This window comes from Sporomusa sp. 246TCP1 (assembly GCF_057319775.1).
The window spans coordinates 5,785,457-5,802,030 of record NZ_CM170492.1 but is presented as its reverse complement, the minus strand read 5'-3'; the positions used below and the strand labels follow the sequence as shown (position 1 = coordinate 5,802,030).

The following is a 16,574-nucleotide window of genomic DNA, read 5'->3' as shown; positions in this document are numbered from 1 at the left end:
GTCACTCCCTGAATTTACGCTGTTTCAAATTGCTGCATAGGCTATTTCAATGAACCGCGCCGTATTTACCCTCTTTATACAGCGAACTGGCACCCTGATACCAACTTATGGCCTCTTTCACTAAATCAGCATCAGGCGCCTGTTTCATATATTCCCCGGTCTGATAGTTAATCTGGTAAAAAGAAACCTGCTTTTTGGGTTTTAAAACAACTAAGTTATCGCCTTTGGCATAAGCGATATTCTGATAGGTACTGATAAAAATACGTTCCCGGCCTACCGGCAACTTCATCATATCATAACCCATAAACCGCGAGGTATAAGAAAAATTGAGCAAGCCTAACAGCGTTGGTGCAACATCAATTTGACTCATTAAGCGATCAACACGCTCTGGAGCAATAAGATTGGGAGCATAGACGATAAGCGGAATATGATATTTTTTGATCGGCACTTCCGTTTTTCCGGCGCTTGCTGCCTGATGATCGGCAACAATAACAAACACCGTATCTTGAAACCAGGGGTGCTTTTTGGCCTCAGCCAAAAAATTGCCAATGGCCCAATCGGTGTATTTAACCGCACCGTAATGATTGGGTGAAGGAATATCAATTCTGCCATCTGGGTAAATATAGGGACGGTGGTTCGAGGTAGTCATAATCATCTGAAATACTTTCTCACCGCTGGCATAAGCCTTATCAAGATTTTCGACAGCTTCGCCAAAGATGACCTCATCGGCCACACCCCATACGGTTTCAGTCATAATTTTTTCTTTCGGAATGCTGGTACGGTCAAGAATCTGATAGTTATTTTTGGCATAAAAATCATTCATATTATCGAAATAACCGTAGCCACCGTAAACGAACCAGCTTTTATAATTACGGCTGTTTAGTACTGAGCCTAACGTAAACAGATCATCATTATCCGGACGACGCACAATGGATTGTCCGGGAGTCGGTGGAATGGATAAAGTGAGGGCCTCTAAGCCCCGGACTGTCCGGGTTCCTGTAGCATATACCTTAGTGAAAAAAAGTGACTCTTGCGCCAGTTTATCTAAATTGGGAGTCAATCCTTGTTGATTGCCAAAAGCCCCCAAATAATCAGCGCTCAGACTTTCCACGGTAATAACTACAATATTCGGATGCTTTTCCGAACCTGACGCGGTCACAAACTTAGTCAACTCTTTCGGATTTGCGCTGACATATTGACTATTTGGTTCCTGCAGAAGTTGTCTGAGCCTAGGCTCAAGCTCGTCATTAGGAATGGTCTCATAATACCTGACATAATCAAGCTCATTATTGCGAAAAGCTGACAAAAATTCATAGACTCCATTACCTGCCAGTTCATTATTAAAGATATTCGCACTGACATTCTTCATGTTGCCGGTAACCGAGAAAAATACAACAACCGGAAATACCAGAGCGAGACCTAACACACCTAACCGCCGCTTAAACGAAAGCATGGTATCCCAGCACAAATATTTCTTCCAAATAACAACTGTTAAAACACTAGCAGCCAACCCAATGCCGCCGAATAACGCCTTGAGCGGGTAACCCTCACGAATCATCCCCACTACTTCCTGGGTATAAATAAGATAATCAACAGCAATAAAATTAAACCGCGCCTGGAATTCATCCCAAAAATAAAACTCTGTAACTGATAACAACAGCAGGAGTGCTGTTGAAACCCATAGTAAACCCATAATCACAAGCTTATTGCCCTTAGTTGCAAAAAAGCGGCGCGGTACAAGCGCCAAATAAAAGAGCAACGGCAGCAAGCCCTGGCCGATAACTATGAGATCAAAGATGCCGCCAACCGCAAACACCTTGAGGATTTCCCAAGGCGTCGCCGCAATCTGTCTATAGGAAGATATTGCCAACATTACGCGCAGTATCGCCCCTAAAACGAACCATAGGAAACCCAGTGAAATAGCCGCAGAAAATCGGCCCCCAAAGTGTTTATCCAACTTCATCAAATTCCTCCCCGTCTAAATGATCACAACTATTATTTCTTAGTAATTATAACAACTGATTCTGAAAACAAAATGAAAAAGGACTTGTTAATTTACCAAAAAATAAAGCCAGCGGTCTATATCAAACTGAGATATAGACCACTGGCTTTACTTTATTTTTTATCAGCTATTTAGCTTGGCAGCGACTGTGTTTCTCTTGCCTTCGTTTTGTCCTGCTCATCAGCTTGATTCTTGGATTCAGGATCTTTTTTATGCATCATTTTTTTACTTCTAGCCTGTTGACGGCTAGTAAACTGGTCGAAGGTTTTTCCGCCCATTACGCCTCACCACCTGAATTTTTATAATACTGCAGTTAATTTCTTTCATTAGTAGCGCGAATTATTTTGATTAAAGCATTCCCGGCAATAAACCGGACGGTCACCACTTGGACGAAACGGAACTTCAGTCTGCTTCCCACATTCAGAACAAGTAACAGCATGCATTTCACGTTGAGGACGGTTGTTATCGCGCCGATTAGACCCTCCACTACTTTGCTTACGCGCTGCCCGGCACTCAGGACAACGCCCTGGTTCATTGGTGAAACCCTTTTCAGCATAAAAATCCTGTTCAGAAGCAGTAAAAACGAATGGAGCATTGCAATCCCTGCAAGTTAACGTTTTGTCTTCAGCCATAAAATTACCCTCCTACGAACCTTAATAGTACTAACATTGATAACTATTGCGAATCGCTTATTATTAATATAACCAAATACTATATTTTTGATGATTAGTAAACAATGGATTTGGCGGCACTAAATTTAGTATTAATGGAATAAAAATAAATCTACTTGTTTTTTCCATTTACATATTTCGCATGATTTACGCTAAAAGAGCAACAATATCGCAAAATAATTCATTTATATGCAGACAAATGAATCTCCCGAAAACATTACTGATAAATCAGTATTTTCTAATATAACATTCAGTTGTTTTCTGTAGTTTTCGTAAAGTGCTTGCTTATAATTAAAACAGAATAATGAAACACCATTCTCACTAGTTGCATTATTTAGCAAATACGAGTGGAGGGAAATTAATGGAATCAACAATTGTAAAAGGTCTTTTAATCCTCAAACTTAACATGATTCAAACAGTTGCTTTGGCCCTGGTAGTATACTTTTTAGGTTCTTTTATCAGGCACCGGGTACCTATATTTATGCGTCTCAGCATTCCGGCACCTGTTATTGGCGGTTTGATTTTCGCTGGTTTATCCACTTTTCTGCGTACCCAGGGAATTCTCGGGTTTGAGTTAGATGGTTCTATGCAAACAGCTCTCATGATTATGTTCTTTTGCACAATTGGTATGGGCGCTAGTGTAACGTTACTAAAAAAAGGCGGCATGCCTCTAATTATCTTTTTCTTGTTAGCTGTTGTGCTTGGAGTGCTGCAAAACGTTCTTGGCATTGCTCTTGCTAAGGCTACCGGTATTGATCCTCTGTTTGGTATTATTAGTGGTGCCGTAACACTGATGGGTGGCCTGGGAACAGGTGGTGCCTTCGGACCGCTCTTTGAAGAGTGGGGCGTACAGGGCGCCACGACTGCAGCTATCGCCTGCGCGACCTTTGGTATGGTTGCAGGCAGCTTAATGGGTGGCCCATTTGGTGAAACACTGATTAAAAAATACAAAATAGTCACACCATTCAAAGACGGCATTGCTGTAGATGGTGTTAAAATGGAAGAGGAACAAGAAACCAGCATTAGCGGCGATAGTTTAATAAAAACGCTTGGCTTTATACTTGCTGCCATGGGTTTAGGCTCCATTTTAAGTTTTTATTTGACCAAAGCAGGAATTACGCTTCCTGGTTATATCGGTGCCATGATTATGGCCGCAGTGATACGTAACTTTGGCGATCTTACCAAGTCTTATGAAATCAATGGCAACGCTCTTGAAATCATTTCCGAAATTTCGTTGGCCGTCTATTTAACCATGGCTATTAATGGTCTTAAATTGTGGGAACTCATTAATCTTGCCCTCCCACTGCTGATAATTTTGCTTGGTCAAATTATTCTAATGGCCCTCTTCTGCTGGCTGGTGGTTTACTTTATCATGGGTCGCACCTATGATGCTGTACACCTGTCTGTTGGTATGGTCGGTTTCGGTATGGGTGCAACGCCTAATGCATTAGTAAACATGGCTGCATTAACCGAAAAATACGGTCCTTCCCCTCGGGCCCTCATGATCGTATCATTGGTAGGAGCCTTCTTGATTGACTTTGCCAATGCGCTGATTATCACCGGTATGGCCGGAATGTTCCGCTAAAAAATCTATTAAAAAGGACAGAGTCGCCAGACTCTGTCCTTTTTAATTACCGTAGTCTACTTTATACCAAAGTTCGTTAAGTAACTCCCATTGCTGCTTATGAACGGTTTTATTTGTCCCAAGCGCCGGATGGGTCAATACCAGTTCGACCTCTGCCCAGGCTTTGTCACCCTGCAGTTCAATATCTTGTATCGCTACGCTGATATCATAGACGTAACCTGCATCACGCAACTGACGGTATTCGAATAGGCTAGGCTCAGGAATCCCTTTAAAATAGGATAACCTATATAGGGTATTATAATCCCGATTCACAAAGGCACTATTATATTCCTGCACCCGCGCCTTTAGTGCTTGATATGCCGCTAGGCGCTGTTGAGATTCTAGCATGATCTTATTGCTTAACTGCGACTGTAAGTAACGCTCAGTAGTTGCCTGGCCGGCTCCGGCTAACATGATAAGCATAATAATACCTAGTATTGGCAGTAAACTACGTAATTCCTGACAAGTTACTTTAGAGTTTTTCATTGTAGCCCTCCACTGTTTATTTATATTCTGCAGTAAAGAATTCTACACTAAGCACGTGCCACCCTAAAAATAAAACCGCCTGAAGACTACTCCTGCTACATTTACGTCTTTTGGTCACAGACAGAAGTTTACGATACAAAGCTCTTGTTGTTACTGTTTTATGTATTTCGTCACAAAAGGGCCAATACCTTCTTTCTCAGATCATTTTTCTAACTAGTTGTCTTGAGCTCTCATAATACGCAACGAACCCTAGCCTTTGGCTAGGGTTCTATCTATCAAGGCTTACCAGCCTAATTTGTGTTGCGAAAGTTGAGTTAATTCTTTATTATATAGTGATAAAGTGTTCCAATAAAATCAGCTGTTGTCACATATACTATATTACGCTTCGGAGGTGTCAGATGTGTCAAATAATGCACCCATTGGGGTTTTTGACTCCGGTATTGGTGGACTTACTGTAGTAAAAGAAATTATTAAGTTAATGCCAAATGAAAATATTGTTTATTTTGGTGATACCGGCCGGGCTCCTTACGGTTCCCGACCGGTTGAACAAATCATAGAGTTTTCAAGACAAATTCTCGATTTTCTAAACAGGCAGGACGTTAAAATCGCGGTCGTGGCGTGTAATACAATGACGATGTGGGCTTTAGAACAAGCTCGCAGCCGATATTCTTTTCCTATCGTTGGCACAAATAGTGGTGAGCAGTTGGCACTAGCCGCCACCAAAAATAAAAATATTGGTGTTGCAGCCACACAGGCTACCATTAATAGCAGCAAACATGCCACAAGAATCAAGGCTGCAGACGCAAGTGCCCGCGTGTTTCCTCAGGCCTGCCCACCACTGGTTCCGCTTGTAGAACGAGAAGAATTAACAGGAGCCGCAGCAGAAGCAGCTTGTCGCGAATGCTTTCAGCCGATGAACGATGCAGGTGTAGATACAGTAGTCTTGGGCTGTACACACTATCCCTTCCTATTAGAAACTATTAAGCACATCCTGAGACCTGATGTAATAATAATTGATCCGGCTAAACAAACAGCCCGTGATGCTTATGAAACTCTAAAAAGTATGGATCTGTTAGCAAATGCCGACCAGCAGCCAATACGACGTTTCTGTTTCTCTGCCGATCCGGCAAGAGCCAAACGATTGGCGCAGCGTATTATTAACGTACCGCTGCCTGACTTTCAGCAAGTTGATATCCTTGAAGTAAACCGGGCTGGACGCAGCGCGGTTGGTGATGTATTACATATGTTTTAAAGGCAAGCCCTGCAGGGCTTGCCTTCTTACATTTATGAAATCACATCAAAACCAATATCTTCCACGACTTTTACAAGTGCCTCCCGCTCAGCAGTACCCGTTACAATGGCTTCTTTCTTTTCCAGGTCAACACTTACGCTTACTACTCCCGCAATCGCTTGCAGGGCCTTCTCAACACTCATTTTGCAATGTCCGCAAGACATACCCTCAATTTTCAAGGTTGTTTCCGCTACTTTACTCACAAGCTTCACCTCCTCTCGTCCCTTGCCTCAGCTCCTGTAAGGATCAAACTGTTTCAATCTAAGGGCATTGGTTACCACCGAAACTGAGCTAAAAGCCATGGCCGCTCCTGCCAAAACGGGTGATAGAAATCCAGCTGCCGCAATCGGAATACCAAGCGAATTATACACAAGCGCCCAGAAGAGATTCTGTTTAATATTTCTCATGGTTGCCTTACTTAACCGAATAGCAGCCACAATACCGCTTAGTTCACCCCGCATTAGGGTAATATCGGCGGCCGCGATCGCAACATCGGTACCGGTTCCGATTGCAAAGCCTACATCGGCAGTCGCCAGCGCCGGGGCATCGTTAATGCCGTCACCAACCATAGCCACAACCTTACCCTCTTTTTTAAGGGCCTCAACTTTTTCTGCTTTGTGCTCTGGCAGTACCTCGGCCATAACATTAGTTATGCCTACCGTTTGGGCGATGGCCTGGGCGGTACGGGTGTTATCGCCTGTCATCATCCAAACTTCAATTCCCATTTTTTGCAGCTCGCTTATCGCTTGCGCTGAGCCTTCCTTAACAGTATCTGCGACAGCAAATAAACCGCTCAGCCTATCTTCTAAGGCAAATAACATAACCGTCTTACCCTGGAGTTCTAACTGTTCAATTTGGGCAACAGCAGCTGCAAACTCAATCTTATTTTCCTGCATAAGTTTGCGGGTACCTACTAAAATTCGTTTACCGGCAATAGTAACCTCAACTCCATGCCCGGGAATGGCAGTAAACGATTCCGTGTCTGCTATAAGCACGCCCTGTCTTTTACCATAGTTCACAATAGCCTGAGCCAAAGGATGTTCAGAATTTTTCTCGGCACTGCTCGCTAATCGTACTAATTCAGCTTCAGCAAATCCTGTAAGCGGCACAATATCGGTAACTTCCGGTTCGCCTTTGGTAATTGTGCCTGTCTTATCAAGGACAATAGTTGTCAATTTATGCGCGTGCTCTAAATGTTCCGCGCCCTTGATCAAGATTCCGTTTTCCGCCCCCTTACCGGTACCCACCATAATAGATGTCGGCGTAGCCAGGCCCAGTGCGCACGGACAGGCGATGACTAATACAGCGGTAAAATTAACCAAGGCCCGTGAGAAATTGCCGGGGTCCAGGATAAAAAACCAAACGGCAAAGGTTACAATCGCCAGCCCCACAACAGTTGGTACAAAATAGCCTGAAACCACATCAGCAAAACGCTGGATCGGTGCTTTCGAGCCTTGCGCTTCTTCAACAATGCGTACAATCTGGGCCAAGGCAGTATCTTTGCCAACCTTAGTAGCCTCAAATTTAAATGTACCTAATTTATTAATGGTCGCACCAACCACCTGGTCGCCGATTTTTTTATCAACAGGCAAGCTTTCCCCGGTAAGCATGGACTCATCCACTGTTGATGTCCCTTCGACAATCACGCCGTCAACCGGAACTTTTTCACCAGGACGCACAACCACAACATCTCCGGTCACCACCGCTTCGAAGGGAATATCAATTTCCTGACCATCGCGATACACTCTAGCGGTCTTAGCCTGCAGACCCATGAGGGCTTTAATAGCTTCCGAGGTTCGTCCCTTGGCAGTGGCTTCCAGCAATTTACCTAATAGAATGAGCGTAATTAAAATCGCCGATGTTTCAAAATATAAATTAGGATCATGACGCAGTACGTTAGCTATGCTGTAAAAATAAGCAGCCGACGTGCCAAGCACTACTAAAACATCCATATTGGCGCTGCCGTTCTTGAGCACCAGATAAGCACCCCGGTAAAACTGCCAGCCGGCAATGAACTGCACTGGAGTGGCTAATATCAACTGAAGATATGGATTCATCAGCAGCTCGGTAGCCCTGCCCATTGCCCCCAGCATATGCAAAACCATTCCCAACAATAGCGGCAAAGAAAAACCAGCAGCTATAAACAGACGCAATCGCTGCCTATTGACCTCTGCTTCGCGGGCTTTCTTTTCCTTATCTACTGCTAGAGTATCTGTTAATTCATGCGCACCAAATCCAATGCTTTCAATTTTAGCCTTAATATCGCTTACACTAACTACATTCGGATAGTACGTCACCGTAGCTTTCTCAACTGCCAGATTTACAACCGCGCTAGCTATGCCGGGCAGCTTAGTTAAGCTTCTTTCTACTCGACCAGAACAGGCAGCGCAGGTCATGCCGCTAATTTTTAAGTCTACTTTATCCTTGATGACTGTAAAGCCTAGAGCCTCAATTTTATTTGCGATTTCACTAAGACTTAGCTGTGAGCGGTCATAGGTCACAGATGCCTTCTCAGTCGCCAAATTTACTGCGGCCTTATCGACTCCCGGCAGCTTTGCCAACCCCCGTTCTATCCTGCTTGCACAGGCCGCGCAGCTCATCCCGCCAATCTTTAGCAATACAGTATCGGCAGCCAGGTTATTACGTACTTCAGCCATATCCTTTCCCCCTTCAATCGTAGACTTATCTCATTTTGTAAACTTAGATAAAACACCCATTAACTCATCGACAGCCTCTTCAGTTCGATTTTCCATTATAGCATTAACCACACAACTTTTCGTATGGCTTTCAATCATAACAAGCGCAACTTGATTGAGCGCCGCCCGGGCGGCCATAATTTGCTGCAGCACATCCACGCAGTAGCGTCTTTCATCAATCATTTTCTCAATTCCATTGATTTGTCCGCCAATTCGGCGCAGTCTCTTTTTAACATCTGTTATTTCACGTTCATTTAGCATTATAATCCTCCATATACGATACCCCTGTATAGTATATATTTTAGACTTATACTTATCTTTCGTCAACACTTATGTTTAGGATTTTTCTTCGAAATATACCACCCCTGTGATACCTCGCAAAAAGACTGCAACTGACCGCTAAAACAAGGTCAGTTACAGTCTTTTTTATATGAGGGGCTATCCCCTTCGGATCCCTTTTTATAGAAGATATCTTACATAAATATATACACTTGAAATCACAATAGATAATAGCATTAAAGGAAATGCCACCTTGAAATATTTCATAAATGAAATAGTATAACCATTTTGAGCAGCTAGACCAGCGACGATCACATTGGCACTTGCACCAATTAATGTACCATTTCCCCCTAAGCATGCTCCTAAAGCCAAACTCCACCATAGAGTCTCGATATTAGTAACCCCCATAATCCCCATTTCTTTAATCATCGGTATCATCGTCGCCACAAAAGGTATATTATCCACGAAAGCCGAAGCAAGGGCACTCAGCCATAAAATCACCATGGCAGTAGCAACTGGCTTGCCAGCCGTTAACTGGAGCATGTCTTTGGCGAGCAATGAAATGACCCCGGTCTCAATTAATCCTGAAACAAGTACAAACAACCCTACAAAGAAAAAGATCGTTAACCATTCAACTTTATGAAAAATCCGTTCAAGCTCATGCTCCGAGTTAGCATAAGTCATCAGTAACAATAAAATTGCACCAGATAAGGCTACTGTCGCCGATTCTAAATGAAAAACCTGGTGTACTGAAAAGCCTGCGATGGTTAGAAACAACACAAACAGGGATTTCTTGAGCAATAAAACGTCCTTAATTTGCTTTCGTTCATCTAACGCCATCATTTTAGTCTTAAGTTCTTCTGTCGTGACCAAACCTTTACGGTAAAAGAGCACTAACAATACTAACGTAATTACCAGAATAAAAAATGAAATTGCTGCTAAATTGTTAACAAAAGCTGCAAATGTTAACTCTTTCACTGCACTCCCAATCATAATATTGGGTGGATCACCAATAAGAGTTGCCGTACCGCCTATATTTGAAGTAAGAATTACCGTAAACAGATAAGGCATGGGCGTAATCTCCAACAACTTGGTAATACTGAAAACAACAGGAACAACCAACAGCACAGTTGTCACATTATCTAATAAGGCAGAAGCTACGGCTGTTAAAATACCAATCACAACAAGTATTTTAATTGGTTCAGCATTAACTTTTTTAGCTGACCATATTGATAAATATGTAAACAACCCTGTTTGACTTACAATCCCAACCAAAAGCATCATCCCGGTTAAAAGCCCAATTGTATTAAAATCAATGTGATGAAACGCAGTTTCCTGGCTAATGACCTGAAACAGAATCAATAAGATGGCACCTGCTAACGCGATGACGGTGCGATGAATTTTTTCCGAAATAATTAAAACATATGCCACCAAAAAAATCACAATAGCGACTAGGGACTTTTCCATATAAAATCTCCTTTACTTGTGCATGCGTTTTTCCCTATCATTCCTTTATTATTAACTTTCCGCACCCTAACTAATTCACAAAAATGCAAAAAGGAGCCCATAAGCGACAGGCTCCTCCAAAACTCTACGTATACAATTACTTATATTTTAACTCATGTCCAACCCAATAGCAACTAAAACAAGGACACCCGGCCATACAGTATAACACTTCTACAACAGACGCAAGCCAGACACAGTCTTTTTTTAAAAAAGAATCATTGGAAAGGCTGTTAAACTTAGCCGGATATTTCCCCAACCGACTTATTAAGTATCTTACTGCTTTCTATTATTTTTCAGCTAATCCGCCAATCTGTTTGTCTTCTTGCAAAATGTGAGAAATCAGCCATTCTGTAACAAAGTTCAATATCTCTTTTAAATATAAATTTTGTTCATTATCAATTTGGTTTAAATCGACGGTATTTATTTTTTCAATAAATTCATGGTGAAGTGCTTTGTGGGAGAGAAACTTACGATATTTGTGCTTCAGCATATAGTCTTCTTCGGCAGCAAAATGTTCAACCGTATAGTCACGTAATTCGGCCAGTACAGCTATAATATGGTCGTACTTATCAACTAATAACTCATTTGCCAGTAATTCACTGATGCGATTAGCGATATCAAATAACTTTTTATGTTGTTCATCAATAGCAGGAATACTAACATTATATTCATCTTTCCACAATACCACGATTCTTAACACCTCTTCGCATAAATTACTGGTAGGTAAAATTCGACAAAAAACAGGCATGTCCTGCAAAGTACTATTTATTATTTGGATATTTGTATTGAACTGGGATACGTCCTACAAATATTTTTTATATCCTTGTGCTATGTTCTTTGAGTACCCGATAGCTTCGTAGAACATATGGGCTTCCTTTCTCTTAACCAGCGACATAAGCATCACAAAGTAACAATTATGTTCACGAGCATTATTTTCGATATAACTTACTAGCTGCTTCCCCACTCCCTGCCTGCGACTTTTTTCACTCACAACAAGGTTCTCAAGCACCATAAAAGGTCGGCATTCACCCACTGTATCCATGCATGTAATACCCGTTACAGCTCCCAGTAATTGTTTGTTCTCATCCTTTGCTCCAACTAAAATATAGTCCGGGTTACTGATAATTTTCTTAACTGTTTTTTCTAACTGAACCATATTGGTTTGAGATCCAAAAAGCGTATTACAAAGCAGTGCATACTGCTGCAGATCTGCTAACTGAATGCTTTCTATCGATATCATGTCCGACCCTCCAGTAATTGTTTGGATTAAAGCAATTGTACCATATCATCACTTAAAATCCAAGATCTCAATAGGTAACACCTTGCCAGTAAATAGGGGTGCATACTTCCGCTTTTTCAGGGAGATGAACATCTTCCAGCGCCCATTTTTTAAATTCTTCAAAACCAGTTCTGTCCACAATGTACCCAATATGTTCCTTGCCGCCGGGAGCGGCCGGATCAATGTAATTTTTTACATAAGCATAGGTATTACACATAATTTTAATAATGCTGGCTTCATCTGCCCATTTGATGAAGTCTTCGCCCAAACGGGGATTTTTCTTGCCAGTTCTGCCAAAAATCGTTAACCGATAGTATTTTTCATGACTGCGCGCCCAGGCGCCTGTCGGGCAATTCAGCACACACTCGCCACAACCGATACATTTCTTGGTATCACGCGCTACCTTAAAATTTACCGTCTCCAGCGCGCTTACTGATTTTTTGGTACACGCTTTCATACAGGCTCCGCAACTGACACAGCGATTGGTATCATAGTGAGGCAAGGTCATACCCATAATACCAAAATCATGCATTCTTACCTTTGCACAATCATTCGGACAGCCAGTAAGCGCCACCTTAACATGCAGGTCATTGGGGAAAATTGCTTTTTCAATCCGCTGCGCAAATGCGGCGGTGTTGTAGCAGGCATACGGGCATACATTATTGCCCACACAGGCCACAACATTTCTTGTACCTGAGGCCGTATAACCTTGTCCCACAATCTCCTGGTTAATATTGAGTCCTGCGATAATGGGTTGGAGCAATTCATTGACCTTAGGCATATCTTCAAATTTGATACCCGGAAGTTCAAAGCCCTGCCGGGTTGTAATAGTAACAATGCCGTTACCGTAGGTTTCGGCGATATTTTGAATCATCGCTAAGTATTTTGCTTCCAAATATCCACCTGAAACACGAATCCGGGAGGCGGTCAAGTCTCTATGTTTTGTCACCCGAAACGCATTCTTCTTCAGCTTTTTGGTATTGACATCCATTTGAAACCCTCCCTTCTAATCAAGCAGCTGCCGGCCCTTTATATAGTTGAATACAGGCCCGTCAAGGCAAACATAGGTGTCATCAATTTTACAGTGACCGCATTTTCCGATACCGCAGCACATTTTTCGTTCATGAGAAATCCACATGTTTTCCTCACGAAATCCTCGATCCAACAGTCCCTGAGTAGTGAACTTCATCATCATCGGCGGCCCAACCACAATGGCAACTGCCTCAGCAACATTTTTCAACTTAAGCTCTGGAATATATTGAGTAACCAAACCAATCTGACAGGCAGTGTCGCCTTCTGCACAGTCCACCGTCAAAATAACCTCCAGCATTTGCTGTCAACGGCCGAAATCTTCAAGAAATAAAATATCCTGTGGTGTCTTAAATCCTGCTATCAGCGTCATGCCTTGTGTTTCTTCACTATGGTTGGCAAAATAGTCGACCACACCTTTTACCGGGGAAAGTCCTGTTCCTCCGGCTATTATAACAAGCTCTTTGCCTTTGTAGTTGTTGATGTCAAAACCGTTGCCATAAGGACCGCGCATAAACAGTTTATCACCAACATAACGCTCAAAAATCTCATTAGTAACCTTACCCACCCGGCGGATGGTCAAATCTACTGTCCCCTCGCCAATACCACTGACTGAAATGGGCGCTTCGCCATACTTCGGGATAGAAACTTCAAAAAACTGTCCTGGTTTCACATCCCCCTCATAAGTTAGGCGAAAGGTATATTCAATATCGGTGTGCTTGATAACCTTCTTGATCTCAGACAAGAAGGGAAGGTACTCATTTACCAGCATTTGCCGCCACCTCCTTACTAGCTTGAGCCAGTTTATTTATGGAATTAGAAAAAGATATATACTCCGGGCAGATGTCGTCACAACGTCCACAGCCTACGCACATATGATAGCCGTTTCGTTTTTTATAATCATATACTTTGTGCAATACCTTAAAGCGCATTCTCTGGCCATTTTTCTTACGGTATGAGCCGCCGCCGGCAACATCAGTAAAGCCATCCACCATACAGGCTGCCCACACCCGGCGCCTTTCGCCGGCATTGCCATTATCGGTGTAGAATATATCCTGCATGGTAAAACAGGTGCAGGTGGGGCAGACGAAGTTGCAGCGACCGCAATTTATGCAGCGGCTATCATACTCATCCCACATTTTGGAATGCATTACATCCAGCGTAATCCCCTCCGGAATATGGACACGAGTCTCATTTTGGGTTACATATGCAGGAATTACAACAGGTGTCCCCGTGCTGCGAGCCGCCAATGCAACGTCCCATGCTTCATTATGATTATCCACATATACCATGTCATTCTTCATTTCAAGGTAAGCATCATAATCAGCAGTTTGGGTTGTTCCCATGTCGACGCAAAAACAGTTTTCAAACGAGTGCTGACAGCCAATCAAAATGAACTTTACTTTTTCCCGTAACCGCTTATAATAGTAATCTTCGCCGCCATTTTCCAGATAAATCGTATCAAGCCGTTTGACCGCATGCAAATCACAACTGCGCAATAGGATAATTGCCCCCTTGTGCGGAGCATCAGCTTTCTTTACCGTATCTTCGGTAAAGAAAAACAGAGTCTGTGACAGTGGCAGCAGTACTTCTTTAAAAGAATACTCTGATTTACGATCAAAGATAATTTCTTCCACTGTTTGAATTTCCCCGTAACGAATGCGATCCGTATCGGAGAAACTGCCCCCATCCTTAAATAGCTTGGGAGCATAAATAACATTTTCCCGGGACAACTCTTGTAATACCTGATTGAATCCCGCTTTAGCCAGACAATAGCCCATGATTACACCTTCCTTTTTACTTGAGTAGTATGGAATGACAATCCGCACTTGTGTATTTTTTAACAATCTAAGTGTACCCTGGGATATAAAAAGCTGCCGTGACTAAAATCACGGCAACTTGAAATATTTTGAAAGTTTATCACGGTCTGTTATCGTAATTTGACCATCATTTACTTGAATCAACCCTTGTCCGGCCAGAAATTTTAACTGACGCGAAACTGTTTCGCGCCTAGAACCCAGCATGTCCGCAAGATAAGTAATACTTAAATCCATCTTGATTTTGGTTCCGCTTGCGCAGGGAACCCCGTAATCTCTGGACAGCTTCCATAGTTTGGCAGCAATACGTTTATCACCGCGCACAGAGTTAGGAGTGTTTTTCATTTCCTTTATCTAAAAGAAAGATGACTTTTTTCTCCCCCTGAGGGTCAACCGTATAGAGTGTGACAAGGCCGCTGATAACAATATAAAGGTGTTCTACCGGTTCTTTGTCAAGAAATAAATGTTCCCCCTTCGTCAGGCAGCGCAGCCTGCCATAGGCTGACAAAGCTCTGATAGAATCGGGAGTTGCTTGCTGAAATATCTCAACAAGTGCCACAGCCTCATTTGTATTTAAATTCATAATAATTCCTCTCAATCAATACTTTTGTCCCTTTGGGTTAATCAAATGTGCAACATGGTATGTATTTACGATAATAAACATCGGCATTTTGTAATAAATCACTTGATTATCTAAGAAATCACTATTATAATGAAAAGCATTATACCTTATAAGTATAGCATTCCAGTAAAACACAATGTAAGAGAGAGAGGAGCTGAGATAATGGCTGGAATGACCGATGTGATTGCTTGTGATACTTCGATCTGCTCCATTGAGGGTGGTATTCTACGCTACCAAGGTTACACTATAGATGACCTGACAAAAAACACTACCTTTGAAGAAGTCATCTATTTATTATGGTATGGAAGGCTGCCTAACAGACTGGAGTTAAAAGCACTAAAGGAAGATATGGCTGAAAACTCCAAGCTGCCCCCTGAGATTTATGCTCTATTAAAATTATATGCGCCCTGGGGAAATGCAATGGCCAAACTTCGTACTTGTGTATCCTTTCTTACTCATTTTGATGATGAAGTTATGGATCATTCCTTTGGAGCCGATCACCGCAAAGCAATTCGTATTATGGCACGAATTGCTGCTATTGTGGCAGCAATAGACAGAATCCGTAAAGGCCTCGAACCAATTGAAATAAACACCATCGCCGCCAATTCTCTGGCAGAGACTTTTCTCTGGCTCCTTACCGGCGAGAAACCAGCTCCCATTGCAGTTAAAGCCTTAGATACCTGTTTAATTCTTCACGCCGAACATGAATTAAATGCATCCACTTTTGCTGCCCGCGTTACCGTATCTACAATGTCAGATATTTATTCCGGCATAGTATCTGCTATTGGCACATTAAAAGGACCCTTGCATGGAAATGCTAATGAACAGGTTGCCGTTATGCTGGAGGAGATTGGTAATATAAGTCAGGTAGAGCCCTATCTTGATCAAAAAATAAAAAACGGCGAACTTATAATGGGCTTTGGTCATCGGGTATATAAGAAGGGTGACCCTCGCGTTAAATACTTACGACCACTGGCAAAAGAACTTGCCGAGTGGCGACAAGACTCTCGTTGGTATGAAATGGCGCTAAAAATCGAAACTATCGTCCACGACCGCAAGGCTTTAATGCCAAATGTAGATTTTTATTCTGCCCTGGTGTATACCTCTCTGGGAATACCGCGTGATCTATTTACGCTTATATTTGCTATCAGCCGGACAAGTGGCTGGCTTGCACATATCCTGGAACAGCATGAAAACAACCAACTGCTCCGGCCCAGAGCAAAATACATCGGTAAAAAAGAAGTAAGCTGGGTTGCGGTTGAGGATCGCTAA

19 protein-coding genes are annotated in these 16,574 nt (G+C 42.5%); 3 read left to right on the top strand and 16 right to left on the bottom strand.

Features of this window, described 5'->3' with window-relative positions; all coding sequences use genetic code 11:
• Positions 1 to 46 precede the first annotated feature (46 nt).
• From AC1ECB_RS27435 to AC1ECB_RS27425, 3 genes are all read right to left on the bottom strand, one after another.
• Positions 47 to 1,963 (bottom strand): LTA synthase family protein, encoded by a 1,917-nt coding sequence (locus tag AC1ECB_RS27435; RefSeq protein WP_485666712.1) that lies wholly within the window; start codon positions 1,961 to 1,963, stop codon positions 47 to 49.
• 170 nt (positions 1,964 to 2,133) lie between these two features.
• Positions 2,134 to 2,280, bottom strand: a complete 147-nt coding sequence (locus AC1ECB_RS27430) for a hypothetical protein (RefSeq protein WP_021168901.1) — start codon at positions 2,278 to 2,280, stop codon at positions 2,134 to 2,136.
• Between the two features lie 48 nt (positions 2,281 to 2,328).
• Positions 2,329 to 2,634, bottom strand: a complete 306-nt coding sequence (locus AC1ECB_RS27425; protein WP_094606035.1) for a zinc-ribbon domain containing protein — start codon at positions 2,632 to 2,634, stop codon at positions 2,329 to 2,331.
• A 400-nt stretch (positions 2,635 to 3,034) separates the two neighbouring features.
• On the opposite strand from AC1ECB_RS27425, the gene gltS reads away from it, so the two are divergent.
• Entirely contained in the window at positions 3,035 to 4,258 is a 1,224-nt protein-coding gene (gene gltS / locus AC1ECB_RS27420; protein WP_485666711.1) for a sodium/glutamate symporter, read from the top strand.
• A 42-nt stretch (positions 4,259 to 4,300) separates the two neighbouring features.
• On the opposite strand, the gene AC1ECB_RS27415 is transcribed toward gltS, so the two are convergent.
• Positions 4,301 to 4,783 carry a hypothetical protein gene (locus tag AC1ECB_RS27415; RefSeq protein ID WP_485666710.1) on the bottom strand — a complete coding sequence of 161 codons (483 nt, stop codon included), beginning with the start codon at positions 4,781 to 4,783 and terminating at the stop codon, positions 4,301 to 4,303.
• A gap of 400 nt (positions 4,784 to 5,183) precedes the next feature.
• Here AC1ECB_RS27415 and murI point away from each other — a divergent pair, with 400 nt between their 5' ends.
• The gene (gene murI, locus AC1ECB_RS27410) at positions 5,184 to 6,035 is read left to right on the top strand and encodes a glutamate racemase (protein WP_485666709.1); all 852 of its coding nucleotides are present in this window, start codon (positions 5,184 to 5,186) and stop codon (positions 6,033 to 6,035) included.
• Positions 6,036 to 6,067: 32 nt separating this feature from the next.
• Here the strand turns inward: murI and AC1ECB_RS27405 are convergent, their stop codons facing one another.
• The 12 genes from AC1ECB_RS27405 to AC1ECB_RS27350 all read right to left on the bottom strand — a co-directional run bounded on the left by AC1ECB_RS27405 (position 6,068) and on the right by AC1ECB_RS27350 (position 15,263).
• Entirely contained in the window at positions 6,068 to 6,277 is a 210-nt protein-coding gene (locus AC1ECB_RS27405) for a CopZ family metallochaperone (RefSeq protein WP_485666708.1), read from the bottom strand.
• Between the two features lie 27 nt (positions 6,278 to 6,304).
• Positions 6,305 to 8,731, bottom strand: a complete 2,427-nt coding sequence (locus AC1ECB_RS27400; RefSeq protein WP_485666707.1) for a heavy metal translocating P-type ATPase — start codon at positions 8,729 to 8,731, stop codon at positions 6,305 to 6,307.
• Between the two features lie 30 nt (positions 8,732 to 8,761).
• The gene (locus AC1ECB_RS27395; protein WP_485666706.1) at positions 8,762 to 9,031 is read right to left on the bottom strand and encodes a metal-sensitive transcriptional regulator; all 270 of its coding nucleotides are present in this window, start codon (positions 9,029 to 9,031) and stop codon (positions 8,762 to 8,764) included.
• A gap of 198 nt (positions 9,032 to 9,229) precedes the next feature.
• Positions 9,230 to 10,516 (bottom strand): ArsB/NhaD family transporter, encoded by a 1,287-nt coding sequence (locus AC1ECB_RS27390; RefSeq protein WP_485666705.1) that lies wholly within the window; start codon positions 10,514 to 10,516, stop codon positions 9,230 to 9,232.
• A 325-nt stretch (positions 10,517 to 10,841) separates the two neighbouring features.
• Complete coding sequence (locus AC1ECB_RS27385) at positions 10,842 to 11,243, bottom strand: bacteriohemerythrin (protein WP_485666704.1); 402 nt, start codon at positions 11,241 to 11,243, stop codon at positions 10,842 to 10,844.
• A gap of 114 nt (positions 11,244 to 11,357) precedes the next feature.
• On the bottom strand, positions 11,358 to 11,795 hold the full coding sequence (locus AC1ECB_RS27380) for a GNAT family N-acetyltransferase (RefSeq protein ID WP_485666703.1): 438 nt from the start codon (positions 11,793 to 11,795) through the stop codon (positions 11,358 to 11,360).
• Positions 11,796 to 11,862: 67 nt separating this feature from the next.
• On the bottom strand, positions 11,863 to 12,825 hold the full coding sequence (asrC, locus tag AC1ECB_RS27375) for a sulfite reductase subunit C (protein ID WP_485666702.1): 963 nt from the start codon (positions 12,823 to 12,825) through the stop codon (positions 11,863 to 11,865).
• Between the two features lie 15 nt (positions 12,826 to 12,840).
• Positions 12,841 to 13,143 (bottom strand): iron-sulfur cluster-binding protein, encoded by a 303-nt coding sequence (locus AC1ECB_RS27370; RefSeq protein WP_485666701.1) that lies wholly within the window; start codon positions 13,141 to 13,143, stop codon positions 12,841 to 12,843.
• Between the two features lie 27 nt (positions 13,144 to 13,170).
• Positions 13,171 to 13,635, bottom strand: a complete 465-nt coding sequence (locus tag AC1ECB_RS27365) for a hypothetical protein (protein WP_485666700.1) — start codon at positions 13,633 to 13,635, stop codon at positions 13,171 to 13,173.
• Positions 13,622 to 14,710: an anaerobic sulfite reductase subunit AsrA gene (asrA, locus tag AC1ECB_RS27360; RefSeq protein ID WP_485666699.1), complete on the bottom strand. Its 1,089-nt coding sequence runs from the start codon at positions 14,708 to 14,710 to the stop codon at positions 13,622 to 13,624. Before asrA ends, AC1ECB_RS27365 begins: the two co-directional genes overlap by 14 nt.
• 42 nt (positions 14,711 to 14,752) lie before the next feature.
• Positions 14,753 to 15,025, bottom strand: a complete 273-nt coding sequence (locus tag AC1ECB_RS27355) for a helix-turn-helix domain-containing protein (protein WP_485666698.1) — start codon at positions 15,023 to 15,025, stop codon at positions 14,753 to 14,755.
• Positions 15,009 to 15,263, bottom strand: a complete 255-nt coding sequence (locus AC1ECB_RS27350) for a cyclic nucleotide-binding domain-containing protein (protein WP_485666697.1) — start codon at positions 15,261 to 15,263, stop codon at positions 15,009 to 15,011. Before AC1ECB_RS27350 ends, AC1ECB_RS27355 begins: the two co-directional genes overlap by 17 nt.
• Positions 15,264 to 15,464: 201 nt before the next feature.
• Here AC1ECB_RS27350 and AC1ECB_RS27345 point away from each other — a divergent pair, with 201 nt between their 5' ends.
• Complete coding sequence (locus tag AC1ECB_RS27345) at positions 15,465 to 16,574, top strand: citrate/2-methylcitrate synthase (protein ID WP_485666696.1); 1,110 nt, start codon at positions 15,465 to 15,467, stop codon at positions 16,572 to 16,574.